We start from the raw sequence: 24,814 nt of genomic DNA, 5'->3' as shown, positions 1-24,814 counted from the left end.
CGCGTTTGACACCACTTCTAACTGGCGCCATTACGGCGATCATCCCCGGCGCCTTTACGCCGATCCGTGACATCTGCCCGCTTTCGCGTCGGGTAATGTTTCAGCCCGTATCCCAACCATTACAGCCGGGCCTTCGCTTTCTCCGCATTCCTTTACCCACTGCGCCAACAGCGTTCCTTGCGGTTCGCCTGCCGTTGCCGGCAGCACGATGGGCTTACCCTGTTCCGCATGAATCTCCGGATGGTGCGGACCCGTCCTCTGCGCCGGCGGCGTCCTGTCCATGATGGTCCATCGCTAGAAGACCATACCTTGCCGCGTACCTTTTGGTTCAAGCCTGTCAGCACGTTTGGCTTGTTCCGTATAACAGCGCCTTCCAGACGTTCACATATGTTGGTCGTACCCATCCATCCCTTGCGCCTCTCCGCCTTCGTGCTAGCAGATTCCGCCTTGCCTCACGGCTCGGCATACCGGATAACCAGCGGCTACGTTGTCCCCGAAGCTTCACACCGAGCCGTTACCAGCTCCGCATGTCCGGGTAGGGAACGGCTGATGGAACAGCCGGTTTCATCAGGTCATGTCTGTCCATGTGAAACAGAGAAACATGCGACTTTCAGGTCGCACTAGCGAGTCTCGGTCTTACCTAGCTAGTCATCACACTCGATTGCTGCGCAACCTTTTGACGTTCAACCCTGTGACACAAATGATGATCTTCTACGTGGCGCGGACCGCTCAGGCCGGCTTCACGTTCACGTAATCCTTCTGGTACGCCCTGTCATGGGCCAGTATTGCCCAGATTGTTCGCGCGTTTTTGTTCGCCAGAGCGACCGTCACGACATTCTTCGGTCTGCGCCTGAGCATTTGCTCAACCCAGGGGCCTGGCTCTTTGGCGTGCTCTAGCACCGATCTCGCACCATGGATCAGCAGCGTGCGCAGATACGCGTCCCCGCGCTTCGAAATGCCATATAGGTTCACCTTGCCGCCTGAGCCGGTCTGCTTCGGTACGAGCCCGACCCATACTGCGAACTCGCGACCGGACTTGAACGCTTTCGCATTACCCATCATCGCGACAGCCGCGGTAGCTGTCAGGAGCCCCACACCTGGTATTTCGCCGATCGCCTTCACCGCCTTGTCGTCCTTCTTGCACGCGCGTATGCGGCGCTCGATCTGCGCGACCTGCTCGTCGAGCTTCGTCAGCCCGTTCCACTGTTCGCGCAGCGTGTCGATCACCACTGCGGGCAGACGTTCGGCAACGCGTGCGAGCACGTCCGGAATCGCTTCGTCCAGGGCGGCCCGGCCTTTGCCCATTACCTCACCGTATTCCGTCAACAGTCCACGCAGCTCGTTGATCTGCATCGTACGAAACTTGATGAGCTGCTGGCGCATCCTGTGCAGTGCGAGCATGGCCTGTTGCATTTCGGTTTTCACCGCCACTGGCTTGCCGGGCTGCTGCACGGCAAGCCAGTTCGCCCGCGCGTCTGCGGCATCGTTCTTGTTGCGAATGTTGAATGCCTTGACAAACTCCGCCGGCATCAGCCTGACCTCGTGACCCATCATTACGAGTTGCCGGGCCCAGTGGTGCGCACCACCACACGCTTCCATGCCGATACGGCAGCGCGTCCGGTTAGCGAAGAATTGCAGGAACTTCGCCCGCTTGATGGCCTTGTTCACGATCTCCCCGGTTGCCTGATCCACGTAATGGATCTGAAAGACACTCTTGGCGATATCCACTCCCACTCCCGCACAGTTGTTCATGGCTAGCCCCCTTCCGGTTGCTCGTAAAAGCTCAATGGTCTTCCAATTTTGGAACTCCGGTTGCTGCTGCCGTCGGTCTGTGACAGTCCACGTTTCTTTGCCTTACGTTCACGGGCGGGACGCGTTCATTTCATTCCAACCATTTCGCGTGGATGATCTCGGTTTCCACCGACTCCCGTTCCATCGAGTCGATCATCTTGCTGACGAACACGGAGCGCTCCGCCGCCTGGAACTTCATCGCGATGTGAAACCAGTCGAGGATCCGACCGCGAGCCAGCTGACTGCCCTCGACCGTCTTCCCAAATTCACCGGCGTCGTCGCTGATCACGGTCACCCGTTCATCGCGCGCCACACCGTTCCGGCTGAGGAACTGATCGAGCCGCGCTGCAGCCGAAGTCACTTCCTTGTGCACATACGCATATAGTTTTGGGGGACCGTCGGTGAACGTCGCCCGTCCCGCAACAATGTTCACGTGGCGGCCAGGGTCTCTCCCGGGGTCGCAATTGCGTAGCCACGCCGAGTCGACGCTCACGGCGGCAACATGACTGCATTCGCGAACCTGTTCGTCCGCAACAGACTGGGGGAACTGCGCGATGTCACGCTCTATATCAGCGTCGACTGTTTTCCAGTATCGAGAATCCGATGCCGGATGCTGCTGAACGAGATGCCCTTGTCCAGCGGTAGCACTTCCTTGAGCATGTTCGTCGCCTGCCGGTAGGGCAGATGAACTGCCCACTTCGCCTGAAGGTATTCCAGCTCCGGCGTGACGCGTCTGGTTAGCGCTTTCGACAAGGGGTGCACCACACGCTGCTCCGTCCGCGCAGTCCCTTGACACGCGCACGACCACACCCGCGGACTCTTCACGGTCACCTTGCCATAGACGGTGCGCAGCACCGTCGAGCGGCTGTCTTTGTGCCTAAAGGCCGCACCGCAGCTCTCACAATGGCTCTGGCCTGCGAGCCACCGCTGTACCTGTTGCGAAATAAGTTCGGTCTGCACCTTTGCCAGCAACGACCGCCCTTCCGCGAGAGTCAGACCCAATTCCGCCAGACTAAGGTCAGTGCGCTCAATGACGGCCAGAGCTCCGTCGCCCTCCTCGACCGGGTCAGTCTCGCCGTCGACCAACCTTGCTTCGATGATCAACCGCATGGCTTGGCTCCGAGCATTGCGGGACTTGTCAGCCTACTCTATAAGAAACCGGCACTGCGACTGGAAGCACACGCGACCCTTGTTGCGAGCCTCCCCAACTTTTGCGCGCTCTCGTTTACGTCTACGCCACGGTCCGCGCTCGACTTCAACCCACGCATGCCAGTGATGTCCCTTTCTTTCCGGGGTGGAACGGATCATCCACTCTCTATGGCTGACTTTCATTGCTCACTCTCCACAGGCTTATCCACAGAAGGTGTGTATAAGTGGCGCGACGCCTCGCGGCAAGACGGTTAGTTGCATCGGACGAGAAATTGGGCGCTGTCGTGCGGCGCACTCCAAATTACGTAGCGTTCAGTACGGTTTGAAGGTTGCGAGAAGATCGGCGTTCAAATGAAGAACAAATCACGTCCCGAAAGCCTGCGCATAGCGCGGTCGAAGGGCAAATCCGTGAAACATTCGCTGAGTGTACGGTTAAGCCATTGATTCCAGACCGTTTGTTCGTCGGCTGACATGCTCGGCAGATGTTCCACGCGTCGGTGCCGAAGGGCGAAAAAGTTCGCGTCGGGCAACCGCCCGTCCCCGCGCCGCCAAGTGCCGCTGCCAATGCTGGGACCGCTGGAGCCACCATTCCCACGCCTTTCCCTCGGCGAGACCTTGGTTTTCTTCATCTTGGTTCGAGGTTTTTCCGGGAAACCTAGGCTGGGCGCGGCTGACCCAGGGAAAAGTTAACTTGCGGGGACAGAGTTAACCGTATACATTTCGTCGGAATTCGCCATTCTACGGATTTCTGCACGATAAATGGCGACTCCCTCAATGAATAACCGGACTGTCAATCAAGGGATCCCCAATGGTCGTCGCCAAGCCAATCGTATCGATCGAGCATTCCGTTAAACACACACCCAATCGGATCGCACTGGACGACATCGAATTCATCGCGCAGAACGCCAGCGAGATGCTGATGAATGTGCGGGAGAGCATGCTGGCCCCGCATCCGCGCAAGCATTCCCCAGTGTTCACGACGTCACAAATCGCCTCACTGTGCCGGATGGACCGCAAGAAGGTCAACTACTACTGGGAGAAGCAGGAGCTCGGCTTACCCCAGGGCACGGTGCTCCCGCGTACGCGGGAGTTCACGCTGGTCGAGGCACGGGAGTGGGTCAAGAAGGTAGGGCCTTTTCCCAAGCGGCCCGAAGGCGTGAGGGGCAAAAAGATCGCAATCGGGAACTTCAAGGGCGGGGTCAGCAAGACGACCACGGCGATGACCCTGGCTCAAGGCCTGTCCCTTTTCGGTCGCCGCGTTCTGTTGCTGGACCTCGACCCGCAGGCGTCGCTCACCGCGCTCAACGGGATTCTGGCAGACAGCGAGGTCTCTGAAGACCAGACCATCCTTCCCCTCATCTACGGCGAGGAAACTTCGCTGGAGTACGCGGTACAACCGTCCTATTGGGACGGCATCGATCTCATCCCTGGCAGCGCCGCCCTCTTCAGCGCGGAGTTCTATCTTCCGTTCAAGCAGTCGAGAGAGCGGGCGTTTCGGTTCTGGGAAGTACTGGACAAGGGCCTGGAACCGCTGCTCGACCGGTATGACGTGGTCATCATCGACACCCCCCCCGCCCTCTCCTACGTGACGATCAATGCATTTATGGCAGCGGACGGTCTCATTGTACCGACGCCACCGAACGCGCTGGACTACGCCTCGTCCACCCAGTTCTGGTCACTGTTCACAGACTTCGCCCGAAGCATGAAACAAATCGTGCCAGATCTCGATAAACACTTCGATTTCATCCACGTGCTGCTCTCCAAGGTCGATAGCAGTCAGGCCGCCACCTATGCGGTGCGCGAGTGGATCAACCGCACCTACGAACGCCACGTGCTCCCGATCGAGATTCCGACGACGACCGTGACATCCAGCGCCTCAACGGAGTTCGGCACGGTCTACGACATCTCGAAGTACGACGGCAGCAACAAGACATATCAACGCGCCCGCGAGGCGTATGACCGGTTTGCAGAAATGATTGATCAGGAAATCTTTGCGCTGTGGAACGCGGAACTGGAGGTCGCATGAGCATCAAGGAAAGAATGGCTGCCAGAACCGCGGCGATCGCGGCCCCGAGCGGGAACCGCCCGGATCCCCTCGCCCGGCCAAAGACCGGTCCAGGACAGTTCCTCGCAGCCATGCCAATCCTGGCCGAGAAAGAGGAAGAACTGGAAAAGGCGAATGCAGAGAACGCGAGTCTGCGTGAGCAGCTTGAAAGGGCGCTCGCGGAGGGGAACCCGACCGGGGCGGCCGTCGAGATCCCGCTGGACCAGCTGCACGAGGTGCCGGGTCGCAGGCGCTATATGCCGCCGGAGAAGTATGCGGAGCTTCGCGAGAACCTTCGACACAACGATCTGATTCATCCGGTCGTGGTCCTACCTCGCGAGGAAGGCGGTTTCGAGATCTGGTCCGGCCACCACCGCACAGACGCTTATCGCGAGCTTGCCCGCCCGACGATCTGGTGTGTGCTCAGCAAAGCCACGAGATCATCGGCCAGCGCCGGGGCGTTTTACGCAAACCTTCTGCAGTCGGACCTGACGGATTACGAGAAGTACATCGGTTTCAAGGACATCCTGTCATCGACGCCGGGGTTGACCCAGGCCGAATTGGCCGAACAGGCCGGTGTATCGGCAAGTGCCGTCTCGAAGCTGATGGCGTTCGATCAATTGCCGGAAGTGGTACTCGCCCAGCTCAAGGAGCGCCCTGACCTCCTGGGATTCAACTCCGGGCATGCGCTGGCGACGCTCACGAAGGAAGGCAAGGCCGAACAGGTGATTGCCGCAGTAGCACGCCTGGCAAAGGGCGAAATCGATCAGACGCAGGCCGTCAAGCAGGCGAGTGCAGAGCAGGCGAAGCCGAAGGCGCCCAAAGCGACAGGTACGAAGATCAAGGTTGGTCGCGACGTCTATTGCGATCTCCGCACGGCTCGAAACGTGGTGCGCATGGAGTTTCAGAGTAGCGAGGAGGCGCTGGCGGTGCAGGAAGAAATAAAGGTCGTGCTGGAAGCCCGGGCGGAGCGATTGAGAACCATGCCGAACGCCGGTGAAGAAACGAAGAAATCCTTATAAATCAACGACTTGATACTATCAAGATACAAAAGGAAAGCCAGATGAACTGATTTCGACGCCAGAAAGACAAAAGCCTTCGGCTGGAACCGAAGGCTTTTGCAGGACTTGGCTGGAACCTCGCCCTAAACGCTCCATCGACTGGAAACCGAAAGAGACTCGACACCTCGGAGTGTAACGGAACGCGAGCGGCAGTCAAGCGACATCAAGCCATTTTTTTGTAAATGGACGCCCGACATGTCTATCGCGCAACGCTTCGTTGCTGGCGAGGGTGAGTTGCACTCTCAAGAAAAAGAATCTGCAGATCTTCCGGGCGATTCAGACGCCCTCGCCGCCTTTCACTGTGACCCGGTAAACCTGCCTTGGGTCATCTTTCGCGCCGCATTCCGCGCTGCGCATATTGAGCAGCTTCCGCAACGCGCTCGTGCCGTACTCGCCGCCCTCGCCCGCACGGTCGACGCCGCGAAACCTTTCGGTGCCATCTTTGCCCGACGTGAGCTGCTCACCGGTCGCGCCATGCAGTCCATGCGCACGTTCTATCGCAGTCTCGATGATCTCGAAGCGGCCGGCTTGATCGAGCGCCGTCCCCAATCCCGCTACGTTGAAGCGGGCCTGTTCGGACGTTCCTATCTGCACCTCACAGCACACGCGGCCGCCCTTCTTGGCCTCGTGGAGGAATCCGTCGCGCCTTCTTCAGCCGCCGTCGTTCCCGCGTCACCCGCACCGTCGTCCGCTTCAGTTAAGCAGGCCGCCGACGCACCCCACGGTTCATTTAGTCATCCGTCTGCCAGCGTGGCAGACGGTGCTATATATAAGGATCTTAGCCCTGCCTCTTTTCAAAAGAGACAACCGGGGCAGGTGCCGTTGGACCTTCAGCGCCTGCGGTCCCTGGGTTTCCTTGATTTTCTGATTTTCAAACTTATGCGCGAAGCGCGTGAGAACGGCAAACGCTTGTCTGATGTCGTTGAAGCGACGTGGCAGCACCTGAAGGATGCCCGGGCACCGATCAACTATCTCAGCGCCCTGCTTCGCAGCACGGTCGATTTCACGCATCAGCTGCGTCAGCGGATGGCAACCCGGTGCGAGGAACAGCAACGCCTTGAACGCGCGGCGCACGCTGAGCTGGTGGCACGCGCCAACGCCGGCCAGACCTTCATCGATGCCGAAGGTCGGCGCAAATACGTGGTTGATGCGGAAGGCCAGTCGATGGTCGTGTACAACGCGGAGGAGGGCATCGGGCGACAGGCGACGGGCTGGAAGGAACAGTTCGCTGCGGCCAGGGCGCGCGGCCAGATCCGTCCGGCGACTCACGCAGATCTGGAGGCATTCGGCCAGCCGCGCCACACCCCAGCAGAGGCGGGTGAGACGGTATCGACCACCGCCAGACCGCCCGTGACGGCGCAGGTGCGCCACCACATCGCCGGACTCCGGAGCATCCTGGGACCCAACCGTCGACCACTGGCCGTCACTCGTGCAAGAGGATGAATTCATGAGGAATCCTTATTTTTTTAACGATAATAGCAACGCGGGCCGAATGGCCCGCGCCTAAGGGCGAAGATTGCGGCCGCTTGAAACGAGTAGTGTTCGTTCGCAGAATTCCTCTACGGGTTAGAAATCGCCCCTCGCAAGCTTGTGCGGCTGAACCGGCAGCAAAGTGGAACGTCGCTTTTCGCCTGCGCAGACTTGAACCGGTGTACGCGCGGGCAAATGACATCTAGGGCTGCGAGGTTTTTAGACCGAGCGGAAAACGTCACCCCTGGAGATTCTTAGAGGCCAGCCATACGCGCTGCGAGATTCAAAGCAGTCTCTAGCTCGTGCAAACGAGAAATCATCTTCACGATATCGGGCGACTCGATCCGAATATACCGACCGCCGCGACCTATAGACATCTTGATCGACCGAGGTAGATGGCTTGGTGTCTCGCCACGGACCAATGAATCCAAAATCTCCGAGACAGTCAAACCAGAGCGTTCCCCAAGTTGTTCTGCGCGTGTGGTCAGTGTTTTCGCGCCGATGACTCCGGCAAGTTCGGTGAGGGCGTCGACTACTCGAAACGACATACGGCGCTCGGGTCCGAACACTCGTAGAACTTCGGGCGGAAGACGAGCGGCCTTAAGCGCTTTGGACACATGGCCTTTCGAAACGGACAACCCGATTGATAAGTCCAGCTGCGTTGTAAATACCCCCACGCCAAGCAACCGTTGATAGAAACGTCCGTAGGTGAGGGCAGGTGCCTTCTGATCTCGCAACAGCATGTGCTGCTGGAGGGCTTGTTCGCGTAACTCGACAGGGTGCGGCGTTCGAAGGCTCATTGTTGACGCAGCGGTGAAATAGTTGAAATTCCCAACTTTCTAATTTTCCCGGGCCGGTCCCAATGTCAAGTAGCTAAGACGGAAAGATACGTTTCTGCAACAAATATTGCGTTCCACCCTCGTGTGAGGGCTATTGTTTCGTTTCTTGCAATAGGACCGTCAACCGGTTGACGGTCTTAGTCCGCGGCGTTCGTCGCAACGTATTGACCAACAACAGAAAGTTCAAAGTGGTGGCTTCGTGAAAATGTGAAACTGTGAAACTCTTCAGTCGATATCCTAGCGCTGAAACGGGCCACGAATTTCCTCAAAAGCTATACGTTTTTCCGCACCATTCCGCCTTAACCCCGTCAACCGGTTGACGGGCAGGACGCGCTCCGCAATGGTCGATGCATTTTCCTGGAAAGCACGCAAAAATCGCGGTCCTTTTGCATGACTGGCATCCCATGCGGACTGATTCAATTGAGTCGGCCCAATTGGATTAACCGTCATGCGTCTCTTCCGCAGCAAAAAACAGATTGCCCTCGCCGTCGCTCCTGGTGGCTATTCCGAAGACGATCCCGAAAAGATCATCTTCGATAACGGTGCGCGCCTGCGTGTCGAGGCCAATCACTGGAAAACATTCTGCTTCATCCTGGCGTTTATCGCGGGTGGGGCGGTGTACACGCGCAATCCTCCGCCCTCCGAAGTGAAGGCGTACGGCGTGTCGTCGGATGTGAACGGACACGCCGTGACGACCCAACTTACTGCATACAAGCCAGACGACCAGGCCATCCGCACATCGCTTAAAGAAACCGTTCAGCGCTGGTGGACTATCGAGCCGGTGTTGACCGACGACATCCAGAAATCGCGCATGGCCCGCAACATCAACGCGGTCAAGGCGATGATGGTTGGCAATGCACGTAACCAGTTTGGCGACTGGATCAGGAGCGACGCGCCGTTTCAGACAATTACGCTCAATCCCAAGCTCGTGCGTGAGGTCAGGGTAACAAACATCGCGCTGCTGGAAGACTCGACTGCCGTTGTTGAATTCACCACCAGCACTACCCAGTCCCCGACCGACAAGCCCGTCGTTCAGAAATATGCGGTGACGTTTCGGTACCAGATCGTTCCCCCGACGTCTGAAGACGCGCTCGGCGCGAACGCGTTCGGCGTGTTCTACCCGCTGTTCTCCCTCCAGAAAACCCAATGATGATCGACTCCCGCACGCTCGTCTCGTGGGCAGCCGCTATCGTGTGCGCGGCTGCTGTCAGTCAGCCCGCATGTGCCGCGAAGAAAGGCACTCCAGTATCTGCTGCCTCGTTCGATCTGGCGACTGCCGTCAGCGATCCGATGAGTCCGGTCAATCCATATAACGTCGGTACTGATCCGATCACGATGCCGGGCGATGCGCGCATGGCGGTCTTTCCCTACAGCCGCGACCAGATTTACCGGATCATGACTGCGCCTCTGAAGACCACGACCATCGAGCTGGCGCGGGGCGAGGCGCTGGCGACTGAGCCGGCTCTCGGTGACTCGATCCAGTGGGTAGTCGACACGGATGGTTCGAACCACGTCTTCATCAAACCGACCAAGCCCGGCCTCGTCAACACACTGCACCTGACCACCAATCAGCGCGAATACGACATGACGCTCGTCTCGTCGCCGATGGGTGGGCTTTTTTATCAGACCGTGCGGTTCAACTATCCCAGGTCGCTGATGGCCAAGGTCCGCGCACGAGCTGATCGTAGTGACGCTGGTGGCGACGCGGGGGAGGGCGACTCTTACCCGACCGATTCGGGACCGATTGGTGTCTCGCCCGACAAGCTCAACTTTGACTACACCGTGTCGGGTTCAGCCGCATTCCGCCCCGAGACAGTCTTCGACGATGGCAAGTCCGTGTGGCTGCGTCTGCCTGTCGGAGCGCCGTTCGCGGTGCCGATCGTGAAAGATCACGGCGACAACGTCAGTCCGAACTTCATCCGTCGTGGCCAGTACATCGTTGTGCAGGAGATGGCCAGCGAGATCGTTCTTCGCGCTGCCGACGACAAGGTCACGATCAAGCGCGGTCGTCACGGCCTGTTCGGCTTCTGAGAGCGCACAACATGGCAAAGCAGAACGCGCAACCGACCAGCGCCCAGGCGGCGATCGTCAAGGGCAAATCACCGCGCAACGCGCTGATCAGCGCGGGCGTGGTTGCGGCTGTCGTCATCGCGGCGCTGGGTTTCTATTACCAGGTCAAAGAATCAGCCAGGATCGAAGACGAAGCAAAGCTGCAGAAGAAGGCGAAGGCCGCGGAGGTGGTCGACAAATCGAACAGCACGCAGGACGTTGACAAGCTTATCGAGGACCAGCAATCGGCCGCGCGCAAGATGGCGGCATCGGAAGCACGTGCTGCCGCAGCGCCGCATGCGGCGTCGATGTCTGGCGCGAGGCCCGGGCTGACTGCGGACAACTTTCAAAACGATGATCACGTTCGCGAGCTGAAGGCGAAGTCAGATGATGACGCCATCTATGCGTCGTCTATTTTCCGAGCCGGCCTGAAGGTCAAGGATCAGCAACCGCAGCAGGTCGCGCAGATTCCAGGCATCCTCACACCGCAGCAGGTTGCCGCGCAACAGAGCGCTGCGCAGCAGGCCGCGATGGGATCGGCTGGCGCACAGGCAGCGGCAGCGCTGGCTGCGGCCGGCATTGGCCAGCAGCCGGGGCGCGTGGGCGGGCAGACGACGCAGGAGCGGGACTCTTCGTTTATCAGGAGCGCCGCCAGCCAGTCGGGTAACGGGCAGGATTTCGCTCGCACGGGCTTTGTAGGTCAGGCGCATGGCTGCGTGCTTTCGCCCCCGCACCATATTCCGGTGCTCTCGATCGAAGGTCTCAACTCAGACCGCCCCGGCACAGCTTCGCTCGTCGTTGAAAAGGACGTGTACGACAGCATCCGTGGTGACTGTCTGATGATCCCGAAAGGCACGACAATCACCGCGCCCTACAGCTCCGATATCCAGCCAGGACAGGAAAGCATCCTGGTGGCCGCTACCGAAATGCGCCTGCCCAATGGCAAGCACGTGCCGCTCTACGGCGGGCAGGGCGCGGATGCCGATGGCGCTGCGGGCTTCTCGGGCGACGTCAACGGTCACTTCCTGAAGATCTTCGGTACATCGTTTCTCACGGCGATCCTTCTGGGTGCCTTCGACAAAGGCGGCACTTCGTCGACAACCACTGGCCCGCTCGGTGTCACGCAGGTTGGCACGACCGCCGGACAGGTCGCAGCGCAGACCTCGCAGTCCGTTCTCGACCGGTACAAGAACATCCCGCCCACGATCACGACTGGCCCGGGCGAGCGCCACTTCATGATCAAGGTCAACCGCGATATCTACATGGAGCCATATCGCGGTGACTAAGCGCGTCTTCCTTTCCCTGTCACTTGCCGTCTTCGCACATTGCAGCGCGGCCGCGAGCGCGAACATCGAGCGCGTCATCAGCCCAACGAGCCTTGTGCTCGAAAGTGCCGGTGCGCGCAACGTCGCGACGTTTGATGGAAAGCCGGTTCTCTATTGCGGACTGCAGGCTTTCACGGCATGGGCCGCGCCCCTCGTTGGACAACGGGTCAGCAGTACGCCTGACGCGGGGATTACTGTCGCAATCGATTCGCACGATACGCCTCTGGAACAGTTGCTGGTTAGCCAGGGCTGGCTTCAGCCGTCCGAGCTTGGAGACGACGCACAGGCCGCGATGACAGAAGGGCGCGGCGGGTGGGCATGCGCAAGCGCGGCGACACCCTTTGAGCTGATGCACTCAAGCGTCGATCCGAAGGTGCTCGCGGGTATCGCTCTTAACGAGTCGGGTCTTAACGGCCGGGCATGGCCGTGGACGCTGAATGTCGCCGGGCAGGGTCGGTTCTTCAAAACCCGCAATGACGCATTTCGCGCCATCCAGTCGCTGATCGGCGCGCACCGTTGTGACTTCGACGTGGGTTTGATGCAGGTCAACCGTAACCTTTGAACCTGTTACATCGCGATCAAGGCTTCAGGGCGATCTTTAAGACAGCACTTTTCGCATGGCGCGATGGCATATCGATAAGACCGGTTATCGGAATGGTGCCGCTGAGGATACGGGCTATGCAAGCATAGTGTCCGTGCCTTACGCTTCCGAGAGGGCTGCATACGTTCGGAGGCAAACGTGAAGCACTCCAGCCAGGGCGACGAATTGCGACGCGCGTTCATTGCGTTTCCCGATCATGCATCGCTCGCTGCTTTGCGCGCGTGGTATGAGGGAATTCCCGCGCGTGCGGCGGTCGACCGCTACCTTGCTCACGCCCGTGTCCAGACGCAGTCCTCACGTGGCGTGCTTGGACGAATCAGACGACGCCTGGTCGGCATCGCAGAGGCGCATGGGCGAGGCGACCTTGCTTCAGTCTTCATAGATCACAGCACGGAACGTACTCGTAGGGCGTCGGCAGTACACAGGGCGATCGAGGCCCTACGTGCAGTGGTTGGGCGCGAACCTCAGATCAACGATGACATCGCGCTATGGTTGCCAACGCGCGCAATCGCAGCGTTGAAGGCTCAGGGAATTTCCACGCTCGCCGAGTTGACGTTGTGTGTTCCCCGTCGCCATCTTTGGTGGACCAACCTCGCCGGCATTGGGCCGGCGTTAGCACGCGATATCGAAACGATCTTTGCGCACAATCCTGCGCTGACAGAAGCTGCACGTCAGCTCGTGGAACGTTTTGAGCCGCGCGGGCCTGTGCTTTGGCGCCACAGCACATCTGTTCGTAACAAAGACGGTTCCAAAGGTAAGTATCGCGCGCCCAGGGCGAGGTGTCTTCTGAGCGCGACCACTGACCGGGAGGCAATCGAGGCCTGGCTTGCCATGCATGAGGCCGACGCCACATCGAGGGCATACCGCAAGGAAGCGGAACGGTTATTACTGTGGGCGAACTTCGAACGCAAGCGACCACTTTCATCGTTAAACACCGATGATGCGATCGCCTACAGAACGTTTCTCCGCTTTCCCGAACCAGAGAGCCAATGGGTTGGTCCGCGGCGCAGCCGTCAATCAGACGACTGGCGGCCTTTTTTCCGCCGGTTGCGGCCGTCATCTGTGGCGTACGCTCTGTCGGTGCTCTCTGCAATGTTCCGCTGGCTTGTTGAACAGCAGTATGTCGTTGCCAATCCATTCGCCAGTGTAACGGCGGGTAACGCACGATCAGCCGGACATGTGCGGATACGATCACTTGCAGATGATGAGTGGCGCTTTGCCCGACATATAGCCAGCGAATTATCGACAGTTCATGGCTGGTCGGTCGAGGCGGCCCAGCGACTTTGCTTCATTCTTGACTTCGAACTGGCAACAGGGCTTCGCGCTACCGAACTCGTTCAGGCGAGGCTTGGCCACATATACTTCGGTGACGCTGCTGACATCTGGCTGCGCCTGACGGGGAAGGGCCGACGTATCGCCAGGGTTGCCATGCCGCCGCTTGCGATGCAGGCCCTGCAAACGTATCTTCAACAACGAGGCTTACCTGCAGACCCGCGTCGTTGTAACCGGAACATTCCTCTCGTGCCTTCGTTAAGCCGGGACCATACGGTGAGCTTTTCCGGGACACGTCTGCGGGCCGTGCTGAAGCGATTCTTTCGTCTCGTTGCGCAGCAAATCGCCAACACAGATTCAGCGGCTGCTCACAGACTGGAGCGAGCGAGCCCGCATTGGCTTCGGCACACGCATGCCACGCGCGCTCTCGCGCGCGGGGTGGAACTGCGCAGCGTCCGAGATAACCTCCGGCATGCCTCGATCGCGACCACGTCGCAATACGTTCATGGCGATGAACTGCTTCGAATGCAGCAATTGAGCGCTGCATTCGCCACTGGACGCTAGCTGTTCACAGTGACCTTATTTTTGTTTTAGCAGGCGTGACTGGAGGAGTTCATTCTCTCTCGTCAAGCGAAGGTTGATCGACTGTGATCTCACCAGATCGGTTTTCAACTGGTCGATTTCTTTGCGCGCTTCCCGCAATTTGCTGTGAAGGATGTCCATCGTGTCGGGCATCGCTTTTGTCCTGAACCTGCTCGCCTTGACGTGAAGCGCCCGAACGCGCTCGGCGATGTCTGGATAACGGTTATGAATGGTCGCATTGCTCACGCCGGCTTCCCGGGCAACGGCCGCAATGCTGATCCTGTCGTCGGAGCTTGATTGCATCTTCCCCTGCTGCAGCCGGCGCAGCGCAAGCTCGAGCCGACGGCGCGTTGGGCTTTTGTGTTCAGTTGCCACCACGCACCTTCAGGGATGGTTTGAAGGGCGGCACCTCTGCCCCCAGGTCTGCGAGTACACGCTCAGCCTTCCGAAGATGATCGAGGCACCGTTGGCGCGAAGGTACGCCAAGGTCAGGGCATTCCAACACGTCGATCTGCTGCTGTCGTATCCCTTTCCAGATGTCTACGTGTGTCGAATCAATCACGGCCTCGCCGCACGACGTACATCTCACAGCATCGTAAAGCCCCTGGCCCCCGCAACCATTGCCGCTTGCCATGCACCAGGAGTGGCCGGTTCCCCGGATGAAGACACTTTCGCCCAGTTTGCGGCAGAAGTCGCGCATGTCGCGAACGGTTTTGAGTTTCCCCCGGCTGCGGAACGCCATGATGCGGTTTCCGCCCACGCCCGAGAGACTGGTATGCGGATGCATCCAGCTCTGGACAATCAGGCTTTGCAGCTCATCACGCTCCGTCATGATGTCGTTTATAAGTGATCGGTCCGCGCCGCTATCGTGTCGCGCGTAATAAAGCGTCATGTCTAAAGACCAGTGTTTGAAGTGCTCTCGCAGGTATCGGATGTCTCCCAATACGTGTCGGGCAACATAGACCGCGAAGGTTCGTCTAAATTCATGAGGGGTGAGTGGCCATGTTTCCCCGAGACGGATTCGCTCCCGCTTAACCACGCCATCCATGTCTTGCTGTTCGACTGTTAAGCCCGCCATCCTGCTGAACGCCCTCAGCCCCTTACGGGCGTTGTCACGCCCCACAACAGAGACCCTCCCGTGCCGCTTATACGCGACGAACAGAGCGTTGCGATTACGGCGGGCTCGTTCAAGCTCGACTTCCGTCTTGACGCGAGATTGCTCGTCAAGTTGACGGGTTGTTGCTGTATGCTCCAAGACCTTGATCTGATCGTCACCTAGCGCTCGTTCTGGCGCTCCTAGCCGTGTTGCAATAGCAACCGCCTTGCCAACGATCTCCGGCACCATCCACTCTGCTGGTGTCGGCTCACGCTGGAGCTTGTACGTGGTCCCCCGAAGCCAGAAGAACACCTCCCCGTCGAATCCCTTTCTTTTCACGAAACATCCCACTTCGAGCGACGCCAATTCCGAGTCGCGCATGCCCGAGAAGGCAGCGCATACGATGTAGCAGGCGGTCCTTAGATGAAGGAGATCGGTCTCTACCTGTCGACGCAGCTGATACCCATGCACGGCAAGAAGTTGCTTCTCCTCTTTCGAGCATCGATGGTACGCCTTCAACCGCACGTATTTCTCTTCATTGGCATAAACACTCGAGAAACCGTTCGGGTAGGTCTTCCGGTGAGCCTTTTTGACCTCAGCAAACCTGCGCGTCGCGTGCACCGCTAGCTGATCGCGCAGGGATAGGAGCGAATCTGAGCGATTCTCGATGTAGTCGAGCGCTGTACGCACAAGCTTGCTCATGAGTCGCTGAGGAATGACTTCGGTCGTTGCCTGCTTCCAGCTTTGCAGTCTCGGTTGACGGCCAGCTCGGGCAAGTTTCGTTGTGCCGCCGCGATCGAGCTGCCATGGATATTCCCGAATCCGGTCGATGAGATGATCCCCGAGTTCGTAGTAGCTCGTGACCGTGCCCAACACGCTCGCAGCCGTTCCGGGCCGGAGTGTTCCCGTTAGACTTGCGGCAAAGCGGGCGCAGTGGGCCGGCGTAAGCTCACTGAACGTCATCAGGTTTTCGTCTAACATCCACGCAAGCAACTTTCTGATCTGAGTCCAGTTTGTTCGCATCGTACTTACTGCTACGGGCGTGCCCCGTTTCCCACCGGCTACGCGCCATCGCGTGTACAGGAAGCGTTTCACCGATGCGAGCAGCGGTGCGTATGTGGAATCAGTCAGTCGACACCCGCCTTTGAACGGGTAGGAGAAGATGATGTGTACTGCTGTACGGTTTCGCGGCGCAAAGTACGGCTCCAGGTTCCAGGTGTCGTCGCCATAACGCGAAACAATCGTGTTGCCTTGCTGACTGACGATGACATCATGTAAATCTTCGGCTCGAACGGAAGCCAGATCGATCAAATGGTTGGTTAGCTCAGCCATAGTCCCGCCCGAGGAGCATGGTTCGATCACGCCACATTGGATGGGGATCAACGAAGGCCTTCTCCTTCGCCTGCTTCACTGTCGAAGCCGCGAAGTGAGGCGCAATGACCCGGTCAATCTCCCTGATCACCCACCCGTAGACTTTGTGCCATCGGTTCCTGCCGAGGAGATTTCTTTCCTTCACAAGCAGCCAATAGAAACTATACATGCGATAAAGGTCGCTCTCCATCACAACCTGGTTGGGACATCGGAAGCAATGAAGGAATGCAGAGCACGCCGTATGGCCATCTTTCGGCGCATACCGCCCATTGAGTGGCGAGGAGCACCGGCCAACACCTGTATTGCTCTCGCCAGCCAGGATACGCTTGATGTCGTCGACTTCGACGCGCATCTCCTTTGCCAGGCGCGCCAGCGTTGCTGCATCCCTCGCGGTTCCCCGGAGTTCGACTTCCAGACACTTGCCGAGGAAATGGTGGTTGCGCATCATCTCAGGGGTCACAGCAAGGTAGTGGGTATCCGTGACGTGCGGCCGGTTGCCAAGGAGGTTTGCAGTCATAGCAACGTCACCGCCCGTCAACTCCCACATGCGAGATGCAAACGTCTTTCGCAGGCGCATCACAGATAGCATCAGTGGAGTCTGGTTATTGGACACGACGTGATCGTCGTAGGAGACCAGGTGGTGTCGCGTCACGAAACGCTCAATGGACGTGTACAGCACTTTTTTAGAGAAGGCCGTCACGGTACCAAGGCTGACCCAACGGCGAGATCGGCGATACAACCAAAGGTGATTCTGCAGATCCGGAGGTGCCTCGGCGACCAATTGTTCGGTAAAGTTCAGGACGTCACGTATGAGGGAGCTTGTGTCCGCAGCAAGTACGCTGATCTCTTCGACGCTGTCTGGCTTGCGAACCGATAGTGTGGAGATGCTGTTGCCGCGTCGCTTATAAGTCGTCAGCAGCGAATGTGTTTCCGGTTTGAGAGGATGCGGCTGGACAGCATCGCGTCTCATCTCGGACAGGGAGGTCGGGTTTCTGCCGGTTCGCGCCGCAATGAGAAGGAAGTACGTTAGTAACCGATCCGGCTCGGTGCCCACGAATGTCCCTGCGCGGATAGCCCGAAGGTCATTCGCAAGCGCGGACAGGAGTGACTGCATCTCCTCCTTTGTGTAAGGCGCAGGTGGCTTATGGGAGCGCGCAGCATATGGAAACAGCCCTCGTGGAAAGCAGTCCATTCGGAGCTCGCCCGCCGCAACACACTGCATGAGCACTGTTTTCAGGCCCACGTATAACGAGCGCACGGTAGCGTAAGACAGTCGCCCACTTTCAGTTCTTGCGGGTCGACTTCGCAGCCACACGACGAAGTCCTCCAACACTTTGCGGTCAATATCTGTGATTCGATGTACGGGGTGGGGCGAGCCTATGGCCGAGTCGAGAAACTCGAACCATACCGATACGCCACCTCGATATATGGATTCGACACTGACGTCCGCAAGAGTAGGCTGGAGCCGTCGTAGGCCTCTCACCAACGACAGGAGGAGGTCGTCGCGGCCAGCGTTGGCCCGTGTTCTTGCGTGACATTGCCAGCGGCGGAAGTCCAGGCTTCTCTTTGTTTGGACGACCCAAGGGCTGTCGCTGCCGGGAGCCGCACGCTGTTCAGGTGCATGGGCAAGCTTATAACTCTTCCGTTTCACCGCGCGTCTCCTGCAATGAGAAGTGCGTCTATTTCCTGCTCGTATTGGTTCAGATGCATTTCGCCAAGCATGTCGAGGCAGTGAACATACGCGGTCGTAGTCGAGATCGACGCATGTCCGAGTCGATCGCGCACCCAGGCAAGTGCATAGCCAAGGTTACGGTTTTGACTCTCTGCATACAGTTCGAGTGTGGCGAAGGTGTGGCGCAACATGTGCGGAGTCACCTTGAAGTCGAGCGACGGCTTCGCAGGAGCATCGGGGCTGCATAGTTTCCGATAGGCGTTACATAGTCCTTTCTCGCTCCACGGCGCGCCGAGCCGGTTGAGAAATACACACGGAGAGGCTTTCCCGTAAGTCATGCGATAAAGACTGGCCCGTACGGCTCCTTCACCAAAGTTAGCAAAGTCGAATAGGTCCTTGATGAGTTGCCCGGAGGCGTAGATCCGGCGAGGCCTGCCTCCCTTAAGCTTCATGTCAGACGGAGAGAGATCGATCGCGATCCGGTGCGAACGTCTAGCTGACGCCGGATCGAAGAGGTACTTCATTGGGAATGTTCTACATTCTTCGTTGCGTAAGCCGGTCTGAAGCATCAGCTTTGTCATCAATCGAATGGTGTTGCCGCGGCAGTTCTGGAGGAGCGCGCGACACTGATCAATAGTGAGGAACCGAACGGAGTGGCGGGGCACTTTAGGGAGCGTTGATTCTTTGATCGCGCTGCGAATCGACTCGTCTCCGGCGCGCGATACCCCGATGTCCCACGGGACATCGGCTATTCGATTGCGCGCCGCAGCCCACTCATAAAAGCGCATGATCTGGGACAGCCTCTTGCGCACGGTACTCGGCTGCATGGAGTGTCGGCCGGAGCGGCAGTCCAGAACGTCAAGCGACCAGTTGCGATACAGCGCGACGTTCGAGATCTCACCCGCATCGACCGAATGCTGCGGCAAGGCATCCCAGCTCAAAGAGTTTGCCTCGAGCCAGGCAAAGTAATCGTAGACAGCCTCAGCGTAGCTCTTCCATGTTGCGGGACTTCTGGTTCTGGCGTTTTCGAGAGCCACCCACATGAGGTAGTCGCTCGCCGGCTTGACCAGCTCCATGTCCTCGGAACACAGGAACGGTATGCCCGGGCATTGCCGACCTTTGTAGAAAAAATCGCGCGTCGTGTAAAAGAGCCTCACTGCAGCCCCGCGGTCGCACTGTTGCGCGCGTCGATGCAGATTTTCACTGACCGAACAAAGTCTTGGCCGGTGATGTGGGCCGCAAGATCAATCGCACCTGCGCCACCTCTCCCGCTCTTGGTAGGCGGTACGAGTTCGTTGACCCACTTCTCGCCAGTGAACACGAAACGGAAGTCCCGGCCGGCGTGGTTCACGTGTACGCGGATGCTTTGACGCGAAGTGGCGGACCTGTATTCGCGGTCCAACTTGCAATACGCCCCAAGGAAATGGAGCAGCACGTGAAAGGGCACAGCTCTCGCTGTTTCGATCTCGTCGGCAGTCCAAGGCCCCATGAAAGCACTCCTGAACGACACTAATGCCACGAAATATAGGCTACGAAGATCTCTTTTGTGTAACTGTTACAGGATTACAGTTCAGGTCATATTACGCTTGGAAGACAGCGACACAGCGCAGTGGTTCTCCGACAAGGTCGGCGAAACCGCGATCCGCAACCTGACGATGACGGGCAGCACGAGCACGGGGAGCGAAGCGCATGTCGGTGAATTTACTGGGTCTGTTTCACGTTCACTTCAACTGGAGAAGGTTCCACTGATTCCAACCCGCCTGATTCATGGCTTGCCGAACCTGCAGTATTTCATGCGCATTTCGGGCGCCGCCGTGTATCAGGGCCGTATTCCAATCCTTCAGGGCTGAAAACCTACGCATGTCTGCCGTATTCAAAAAAATCATCCGCGACTACAAGCTCTCTTCCCGCCTGATACCGGTTTTCACGCTGGCACCAGAGCTTGAGCTCGCCTGCGCACGCGTGGCCGATTTCATCGGGGAGAAGTTCATGGGCGAGACCGAACCGCTGATCAAGGAAATGCTCGACAACGGCCTGTCCGCGTACAAGCGCACGCGCAAGACGGGCAATCCACACATCGCGTTCATGCAGGGACTGTTCGAACATGCGAACCGTCTCTACGCGCGTCGCTACGTCGCTCGCGACGGTGAACGCTATTACGTCTGGCCGCCCATGCTTGAACCGATCCCGACTTTCGAGGCACGGCACGAAGGGCTCGAAGCCGGCATGGTTGATGAGCGGTGCCCGGAAACCATTACGCAGCGCTCTGCAGCCTTCCAGCTGGCTGCGCGCGCACTGACGGGCGAGAACTTCCGCCTTTATTTCGAGGACTACGATGTCGCTCACGCTTTTTCTGATAGCGAAGCTGTCGCGGGTTGATGCTGACTTCGCGCGGCGCGCGATGTCGACCGCACAGGCGCAGGATGAAATCGACGCTCCTAGGCCCGTGGAGTTCTCACGCGGCCTGGGAGCGATGGCCTATGCGCTGGCGCTGTTTATCCATCGCAAGCCGGTGCATTTCTATGTTGGTCTGACGGGCCTGGTCGTGTTCGCGCTGTTCATGCTGACGCACTTCGTGACCTTTCTCGTGCAATGGGGAGTCGAACTCCATGGCAGGTAGCCGTTTCGTCTCGCACGTCAAATGGTGGTTCTTTTTCGTGCCGCTGGTCGCCGTGTTTGTGATGCCCGCAATTCCAGACAAGTCACTGTTTGAGATACCGGAAGCTGAGGCACAGTCCGTGGCGGCGACAATCGGAGACGAACGTGCAGATGAAGCGGTCGCGGCTACGAATGAGAAGTTCAAACGGTGGTTCGTGCAGAGCGGGATTGTCCGCGCCACGATCGACGCAACGGGCGGCAGTGAGCTGAGTGATGGCGGTGTGTCGGATCTGGCGCATACCTGGGTGCATAACTTCTGGCGGCTCATCTACCGCGTGGTCTATCGCGCGACCGTGATGAAGCTGTGGCTGGCGGGTACGTTGGTGTTCTGTGTCGGAGCCTTCGTCGACGGATCGATGCGGCGAAAAATCAAGGCCTCGGCCGCCGGCTTCGCAAGTCCTCTTTCCTTCCACCTTGCGGGGCATGGGATTCTGCTCGTGTTCGGCGTAGCGTTGGCCGTTCTCGTTGCCCCGATCGCCGTTCTGGCGGAATACTGGATCGCTGTCGCGGCATGTCTGGGCGCGCTGCTCTGGAAAGCGTCCTCGTCCTATCAGTGAATGTAAGGTCTTCCCAGGAAAGCTACATCAAAACCTGCATCATTCCGGGTTAAGACCGTCAACCGGTTGACGGTCCTCCAACAAAGGAGGTGGGCGTGGGGCTCTCGTCGGCCAAGAACGGCCGGTCGCGAGCGTCGTCTGCTGTTGGCGGTAAGCCAAGCTTCAGATGACTGCCATTAACCACTTCGGTCGTCGGCCTCCCTAGCATTCCACGACCCGCAGGCCATCTAGGTACGAACGTGACCCTTTTTCTCAAAACGTGCGGTGCGCGCGCCTGTAGTGCCTGTTCGACTTGCTCCTGCGTACCGGTACTAATCTTCGAGCCGAATATCACTTCCTTGACAGCCTCGGGCGGCACCTCGCTTCGCCGAGACCACGTCTTCCTGTAGATCAGGCCTTCTTGGTATAGCCGCTGCACCATCCCTTGCTGTTGACTTGCTTTCCGCCAAACAGTGCACACGGGCCAAAAGCGTCGCCCGCCTTACCCGAGTACAGCGAGCAGTTGCTGCACATTGAGCCGGCCACGTACTTCGACCCGTACTTGGCCTTGTCGATCTTGGTCGCGTCTTCCTTGTAGCCGAGCGCTACCGCGGTCGGGTCGCTTTCGCTAACGTGCGGTGCATCGGCGAACGCCTGGCGCGAGAGGGCGAGCGCCGAAGCGGCACCAAGACTCGTAATCAGAAACGTGCGACGAGACTGTTTCATTGGGTGTTTCTCCGAGTGTTGTATTGGACCCGTTTGGCAGGGACCTTTACTGCCGCCGTTTTGCGACGGCGGCAACGCGCAGCATACAACGAAGATCGTTTGTGGCACTGCCGTCGCTGCAATGAAGAGAATAACGCCGCGGCCCGCTCCTGCAAATGTGCGCCTCCTCTCGTCACGGAAGGTTGGACAGGAACTCGGCGATCGCCTTTTTATCGCTATCGCTCAACGAATTTCTTCATGACGGGTCTTCTGACGTCGATCGATGGTCCGGCCGAATTGATAATCCTTGGCCTGATTGCATAATAATCGTCGCCTTCGCTTTACCCCGGGTTGATTTGGATCAGCGCGAGCGCCAATGCGGGCCGGCTGGTTGTAAACCGTGCCGACCGACCGGTTCCGGACCGCCTGACTGAACTAGTGGATGGCTGCTGTGGGTCGAACCTGGCCATTGTGCCTTCCGAGTAACAGTTGGCTGAATAGAGAATCCCAGGCGGTGTTTCTTACCCTACTCACTTTACGCGTGCTCAGGCGTCGCGGGAAAGTGGATGACCTGTGGCGGTTCATGACCTGTGTCGGTACGACGCAGTGCATGCGCATCACCAGGACCAAATTGTCCGAGCGGCAGCGAGGAACGTTGTCCGCCCACGGTCGGCGAAGGCTGCGTCGTCGGCTCGCTTCAGTGCATATCGATAGGTGCCGCAAGCGCTGACGATTGCGCTCATGCTAGGATTTCTCCAACAAACGAGGAAAGGCAATGACAGTGCACGCTATTACGGCGGTTCGGATGGACAGAAATTCGCAAAGGGTCACAGACGTGCTTTGGGGGCAGGTGTCGGTGAGCGGAGAACAATTTGAAGTCGCGCCGCACGCATCGCCTGTAATTGAAGTGGTCGACGCACTGGCTAAGGGCGACACCGTCGTAACAGTCTTTCCCCTTGATGGACGGCGCGTCGCTGGTCCGGAGGTCCGACGCATCGTCTATGAGGCGGGACGCGAAGGCATCGAAATGGTGGCCGCTGATTCCGATGCTGGTCGAACGCTTGCGGACCTGCCACGGCTTGATCACGAATAGAGCGCTCATCGGGGCGGCTCTATCGGGCGAAATTCGACCATCCGCGCCCTAGAATCGACGCCGAGGGCCTTGCTAACCCACGGCTCGCGGACATCAAGCCGGTCGCCTGGCTTGCCGAAAGGGTATGTAATGTGCTTCGTGATCTAGCTCGGACTTGGGCATCGTGTGGACACGCGGGTGGGCTTGCCGTCGGGCGCGATGGATTGCATCAGGTGAATGGCTGCGGATTGACGACGCGCCGTGTCGAGCAGCGCGCGCACCATGCGCCCGCTGAAAGAACCGTGAGTTCCTTCATACTTGAGTTTGAAGTGGAGGTCCAGATGCTTCATCCAAAGATGTACAAATTTCAATACACTCGTGGGCAGGGCCAGCAGCGTACTTACGACGTGGTGCTCAACGTCGTTCAATTGGAATCCGGCATATTCGCTTACGAATCGTGGGTGCATTTTGCTCACGAATTCAAAGGCAACGGGCTCGTTTTCCCGCTGATCGCAAGAACGGCGGCCGATGCCGAGGCAGAGGCGCGGGGACGTATTGAGGACAATATCGAGAACCTTGCCGGGGTCGCTGAGTGAGCTATTCATTACGCCATCGTCGCAAACCGGCCATCTACGGACATTCGTCGACGCCTTCACTTAGACGTTCGAACGTCAGCTTAGCCCCCAAACAACGGACGTTCGTGCGCGGATAATGATGGTCGGGGCATCGGCGAAAGCCGCCGTTCGTGGGAGCGTCCCCCCCGCGTTGTCGCGAACAGCCGCTACCGACAAATCCGCTGCCTGCATTCCAACTATGCTTGCGGTTGCGCGTACGCCGAGACAGGCTGTGTTTTTAATCACACCGCCATGCCTCTTGCGGGCGCGACAGACGTGGAAAGCCGAATCATATGTGCAAAAAGGCAGCGATAGACACGCCGATGCCCACGGCTCCTGAGCAGGCCGCCACGACGAAGAGTTTTCGACTGCCTGTCAACGACGTAACCGCCGCTAGCGAAATAGCGACATTGATTAGCGCGAGCGCCTGACCAAACATGTGCTGCGGGTGCTCCTTGCGCCCCGATTGCAGGTTTGCTTCGGCTACCTGCTGTTCCATCTCATGCGCCTTCGCCGAGATATCTTTCTTGCGGTTCTCGTACTTGTTGATCTGATCGCGATAGTTCCGCTGCTTTTCGGGTCCGGACAACCCGGCAGCGATCTCCATCATGTGACCTTTACTGGATTCGGCCTGGTAAAGATTCCATTCGTCGCTGGTTTTGCTTTGCAGCAGCACGGCCTCGTTCTTGAACAATAAGGCCTGCGTCTGCAGCACACTTTCTTCATAATGTAGAAAACCCGCGATGGCGGCAAGAATCGCAGTGAAACCGGCTACCCAACGCGATAGAGGATCGCCTGCACGCGCTGCGTGTTCGATGGCTTCGTCATGGGGGGCATGTTCGTGCGACATGTTTTACTCTCTGTCTTGAAATAAAAAAAAGCCCGCCTAAGCTGGCGGGCCGAATCC

At 58.5% G+C, this 24,814-nt stretch carries 24 protein-coding genes and 1 pseudogene; 14 read left to right on the top strand and 11 right to left on the bottom strand.

Annotated features, from left to right (window positions below; all coding sequences use genetic code 11):
- Positions 1-729: 729 nt before the first annotated feature.
- From P0D89_RS35715 to P0D89_RS35705, 3 genes are all read right to left on the bottom strand, one after another.
- Positions 730-1,752 carry an IS110 family RNA-guided transposase gene (locus P0D89_RS35715; protein WP_408377951.1) on the bottom strand — a complete coding sequence of 341 codons (1,023 nt, stop codon included), beginning with the start codon at positions 1,750-1,752 and terminating at the stop codon, positions 730-732.
- Between the two features lie 130 nt (positions 1,753-1,882).
- The gene (locus tag P0D89_RS35710; RefSeq protein ID WP_408377948.1) at positions 1,883-2,104 is read right to left on the bottom strand and encodes a hypothetical protein; all 222 of its coding nucleotides are present in this window, start codon (positions 2,102-2,104) and stop codon (positions 1,883-1,885) included.
- Between the two features lie 251 nt (positions 2,105-2,355).
- The gene (locus tag P0D89_RS35705) at positions 2,356-2,901 is read right to left on the bottom strand and encodes a hypothetical protein (RefSeq protein ID WP_408377945.1); all 546 of its coding nucleotides are present in this window, start codon (positions 2,899-2,901) and stop codon (positions 2,356-2,358) included.
- Positions 2,902-3,748: 847 nt separating this feature from the next.
- Between P0D89_RS35705 and P0D89_RS35700 the strand changes: the two genes are divergently transcribed.
- The 3 genes from P0D89_RS35700 (at position 3,749) to P0D89_RS35690 (ending at position 7,488) form a co-directional block, all read left to right on the top strand.
- Complete coding sequence (locus tag P0D89_RS35700) at positions 3,749-4,966, top strand: ParA family protein (protein ID WP_408366997.1); 1,218 nt, start codon at positions 3,749-3,751, stop codon at positions 4,964-4,966.
- The gene (locus tag P0D89_RS35695; protein ID WP_408366999.1) at positions 4,963-6,006 is read left to right on the top strand and encodes a ParB/RepB/Spo0J family partition protein; all 1,044 of its coding nucleotides are present in this window, start codon (positions 4,963-4,965) and stop codon (positions 6,004-6,006) included. Before P0D89_RS35700 ends, P0D89_RS35695 begins: the two co-directional genes overlap by 4 nt.
- Before the next feature lie 234 nt (positions 6,007-6,240).
- A complete protein-coding gene (locus tag P0D89_RS35690; protein ID WP_408367001.1) occupies positions 6,241-7,488 on the top strand; it encodes a Replication protein O in 1,248 nt (415 codons plus the stop codon).
- Between the two features lie 281 nt (positions 7,489-7,769).
- On the opposite strand, the gene P0D89_RS35685 is transcribed toward P0D89_RS35690, so the two are convergent.
- Complete coding sequence (locus tag P0D89_RS35685) at positions 7,770-8,315, bottom strand: ParB/RepB/Spo0J family partition protein (RefSeq protein WP_408377942.1); 546 nt, start codon at positions 8,313-8,315, stop codon at positions 7,770-7,772.
- Positions 8,316-8,591: 276 nt separating this feature from the next.
- On the bottom strand, positions 8,592-8,804 hold the full coding sequence (locus tag P0D89_RS35680; protein WP_408367005.1) for a hypothetical protein: 213 nt from the start codon (positions 8,802-8,804) through the stop codon (positions 8,592-8,594).
- Here P0D89_RS35680 and P0D89_RS35675 point away from each other — a divergent pair.
- The 5 genes from P0D89_RS35675 (at position 8,803) to P0D89_RS35655 (ending at position 14,165) form a co-directional block, all read left to right on the top strand.
- Positions 8,803-9,504 carry a VirB8 family type IV secretion system protein gene (locus tag P0D89_RS35675; RefSeq protein ID WP_408367007.1) on the top strand — a complete coding sequence of 234 codons (702 nt, stop codon included), beginning with the start codon at positions 8,803-8,805 and terminating at the stop codon, positions 9,502-9,504. The genes P0D89_RS35680 and P0D89_RS35675 overlap by 2 nt on opposite strands.
- Positions 9,501-10,385, top strand: coding sequence for a TrbG/VirB9 family P-type conjugative transfer protein (locus P0D89_RS35670; RefSeq protein ID WP_408367009.1), 885 nt, complete (start codon positions 9,501-9,503; stop codon positions 10,383-10,385). Before P0D89_RS35675 ends, P0D89_RS35670 begins: the two co-directional genes overlap by 4 nt.
- Positions 10,386-10,396: 11 nt before the next feature.
- Positions 10,397-11,689 carry a TraB/TrbI/VirB10 family type IV secretion system protein gene (locus tag P0D89_RS35665; protein WP_408367011.1) on the top strand — a complete coding sequence of 431 codons (1,293 nt, stop codon included), beginning with the start codon at positions 10,397-10,399 and terminating at the stop codon, positions 11,687-11,689.
- The gene (locus P0D89_RS35660) at positions 11,682-12,290 is read left to right on the top strand and encodes a lysozyme family protein (RefSeq protein ID WP_408367013.1); all 609 of its coding nucleotides are present in this window, start codon (positions 11,682-11,684) and stop codon (positions 12,288-12,290) included. Before P0D89_RS35665 ends, P0D89_RS35660 begins: the two co-directional genes overlap by 8 nt.
- Before the next feature lie 177 nt (positions 12,291-12,467).
- Positions 12,468-14,165: a site-specific integrase gene (locus P0D89_RS35655; RefSeq protein WP_408367015.1), complete on the top strand. Its 1,698-nt coding sequence runs from the start codon at positions 12,468-12,470 to the stop codon at positions 14,163-14,165.
- 15 nt (positions 14,166-14,180) lie between these two features.
- Here the strand turns inward: P0D89_RS35655 and P0D89_RS35650 are convergent, their stop codons facing one another.
- From P0D89_RS35650 to P0D89_RS35635, 4 genes are all read right to left on the bottom strand, one after another.
- Positions 14,181-14,558 (bottom strand): TetR family transcriptional regulator, encoded by a 378-nt coding sequence (locus tag P0D89_RS35650; RefSeq protein WP_408367017.1) that lies wholly within the window; start codon positions 14,556-14,558, stop codon positions 14,181-14,183.
- On the bottom strand, positions 14,548-16,611 hold the full coding sequence (locus tag P0D89_RS35645) for an integrase (RefSeq protein WP_408367019.1): 2,064 nt from the start codon (positions 16,609-16,611) through the stop codon (positions 14,548-14,550). The genes P0D89_RS35650 and P0D89_RS35645 overlap by 11 nt, the downstream gene beginning before the upstream one ends.
- On the bottom strand, positions 16,604-17,764 hold the full coding sequence (locus tag P0D89_RS35640) for a hypothetical protein (RefSeq protein ID WP_408367021.1): 1,161 nt from the start codon (positions 17,762-17,764) through the stop codon (positions 16,604-16,606). Before P0D89_RS35640 ends, P0D89_RS35645 begins: the two co-directional genes overlap by 8 nt.
- Before the next feature lie 533 nt (positions 17,765-18,297).
- On the bottom strand, positions 18,298-19,398 hold the full coding sequence (locus tag P0D89_RS35635; RefSeq protein WP_408367023.1) for a tyrosine-type recombinase/integrase: 1,101 nt from the start codon (positions 19,396-19,398) through the stop codon (positions 18,298-18,300).
- Between the two features lie 495 nt (positions 19,399-19,893).
- Here P0D89_RS35635 and P0D89_RS35630 point away from each other — a divergent pair.
- The 4 genes and pseudogenes from P0D89_RS35630 to P0D89_RS35615 all read left to right on the top strand — a co-directional run.
- A pseudogene (locus P0D89_RS35630) lies at positions 19,894-20,172 on the top strand (TraM recognition domain-containing protein); the annotation flags it as partial.
- Positions 20,173-20,182: 10 nt separating this feature from the next.
- A complete protein-coding gene (locus P0D89_RS35625; protein ID WP_408367024.1) occupies positions 20,183-20,701 on the top strand; it encodes a hypothetical protein in 519 nt (172 codons plus the stop codon).
- Entirely contained in the window at positions 20,658-20,942 is a 285-nt protein-coding gene (locus P0D89_RS35620) for a hypothetical protein (RefSeq protein ID WP_408367026.1), read from the top strand. The genes P0D89_RS35625 and P0D89_RS35620 overlap by 44 nt, the downstream gene beginning before the upstream one ends.
- Entirely contained in the window at positions 20,932-21,537 is a 606-nt protein-coding gene (locus P0D89_RS35615; protein ID WP_408367028.1) for an IncC plasmid conjugative DNA transfer DtrJ family protein, read from the top strand. Before P0D89_RS35620 ends, P0D89_RS35615 begins: the two co-directional genes overlap by 11 nt.
- A 390-nt stretch (positions 21,538-21,927) precedes the next feature.
- Here the strand turns inward: P0D89_RS35615 and P0D89_RS35610 are convergent, their stop codons facing one another.
- Positions 21,928-22,242, bottom strand: a complete 315-nt coding sequence (locus P0D89_RS35610; RefSeq protein ID WP_086918210.1) for a high-potential iron-sulfur protein — start codon at positions 22,240-22,242, stop codon at positions 21,928-21,930.
- A 784-nt stretch (positions 22,243-23,026) separates the two neighbouring features.
- Between P0D89_RS35610 and P0D89_RS35605 the strand changes: the two genes are divergently transcribed.
- Positions 23,027-23,314, top strand: coding sequence for a phosphatidylserine/phosphatidylglycerophosphate/cardiolipin synthase (locus tag P0D89_RS35605; RefSeq protein ID WP_408377939.1), 288 nt, complete (start codon positions 23,027-23,029; stop codon positions 23,312-23,314).
- A gap of 203 nt (positions 23,315-23,517) precedes the next feature.
- Positions 23,518-23,889, top strand: a complete 372-nt coding sequence (locus tag P0D89_RS35600; RefSeq protein WP_408367033.1) for a hypothetical protein — start codon at positions 23,518-23,520, stop codon at positions 23,887-23,889.
- 307 nt (positions 23,890-24,196) lie between these two features.
- Here P0D89_RS35600 and P0D89_RS35595 read toward each other — a convergent pair whose 3' ends face one another.
- Positions 24,197-24,757, bottom strand: a complete 561-nt coding sequence (locus P0D89_RS35595) for a DUF4337 domain-containing protein (RefSeq protein ID WP_408360338.1) — start codon at positions 24,755-24,757, stop codon at positions 24,197-24,199.
- Between the last annotated feature and the right edge of the window lie 57 nt (positions 24,758-24,814).

This window comes from Paraburkholderia sp. RL18-085-BIA-A, from assembly GCF_046027075.1.
In the GTDB taxonomy this organism is placed as follows: domain Bacteria; phylum Pseudomonadota; class Gammaproteobacteria; order Burkholderiales; family Burkholderiaceae; genus Paraburkholderia.
The sequence above is the reverse complement of the archived record's forward strand: the minus strand, read 5'-3'. Positions and strand labels throughout refer to the sequence as shown.

Coding starts and splice junctions, on each gene's coding strand:
- P0D89_RS35625 (WP_408367024.1), top strand. CDS start 20,183: ATGTCTGCCGTATTCAAAAAAATCATCCGCGACTACAAGCTCTCTTCC.
- P0D89_RS35645 (WP_408367019.1), bottom strand. CDS start 16,611: ATGGCTGAGCTAACCAACCATTTGATCGATCTGGCTTCCGTTCGAGCC.
- P0D89_RS35605 (WP_408377939.1), top strand. CDS start 23,027: ATGGACAGAAATTCGCAAAGGGTCACAGACGTGCTTTGGGGGCAGGTG.
- P0D89_RS35690 (WP_408367001.1), top strand. CDS start 6,241: ATGTCTATCGCGCAACGCTTCGTTGCTGGCGAGGGTGAGTTGCACTCT.
- P0D89_RS35715 (WP_408377951.1), bottom strand. CDS start 1,752: ATGAACAACTGTGCGGGAGTGGGAGTGGATATCGCCAAGAGTGTCTTT.
- P0D89_RS35705 (WP_408377945.1), bottom strand. CDS start 2,901: ATGCGGTTGATCATCGAAGCAAGGTTGGTCGACGGCGAGACTGACCCG.
- P0D89_RS35595 (WP_408360338.1), bottom strand. CDS start 24,757: ATGTCGCACGAACATGCCCCCCATGACGAAGCCATCGAACACGCAGCG.
- P0D89_RS35635 (WP_408367023.1), bottom strand. CDS start 19,398: ATGGAGCTGGTCAAGCCGGCGAGCGACTACCTCATGTGGGTGGCTCTC.
- P0D89_RS35665 (WP_408367011.1), top strand. CDS start 10,397: ATGGCAAAGCAGAACGCGCAACCGACCAGCGCCCAGGCGGCGATCGTC.
- P0D89_RS35615 (WP_408367028.1), top strand. CDS start 20,932: ATGGCAGGTAGCCGTTTCGTCTCGCACGTCAAATGGTGGTTCTTTTTC.
- P0D89_RS35700 (WP_408366997.1), top strand. CDS start 3,749: ATGGTCGTCGCCAAGCCAATCGTATCGATCGAGCATTCCGTTAAACAC.
- P0D89_RS35685 (WP_408377942.1), bottom strand. CDS start 8,315: ATGAGCCTTCGAACGCCGCACCCTGTCGAGTTACGCGAACAAGCCCTC.
- P0D89_RS35670 (WP_408367009.1), top strand. CDS start 9,501: ATGATGATCGACTCCCGCACGCTCGTCTCGTGGGCAGCCGCTATCGTG.
- P0D89_RS35610 (WP_086918210.1), bottom strand. CDS start 22,242: ATGAAACAGTCTCGTCGCACGTTTCTGATTACGAGTCTTGGTGCCGCT.
- P0D89_RS35620 (WP_408367026.1), top strand. CDS start 20,658: ATGTCGCTCACGCTTTTTCTGATAGCGAAGCTGTCGCGGGTTGATGCT.
- P0D89_RS35675 (WP_408367007.1), top strand. CDS start 8,803: ATGCGTCTCTTCCGCAGCAAAAAACAGATTGCCCTCGCCGTCGCTCCT.
- P0D89_RS35680 (WP_408367005.1), bottom strand. CDS start 8,804: ATGACGGTTAATCCAATTGGGCCGACTCAATTGAATCAGTCCGCATGG.
- P0D89_RS35695 (WP_408366999.1), top strand. CDS start 4,963: ATGAGCATCAAGGAAAGAATGGCTGCCAGAACCGCGGCGATCGCGGCC.
- P0D89_RS35640 (WP_408367021.1), bottom strand. CDS start 17,764: ATGCAGTCACTCCTGTCCGCGCTTGCGAATGACCTTCGGGCTATCCGC.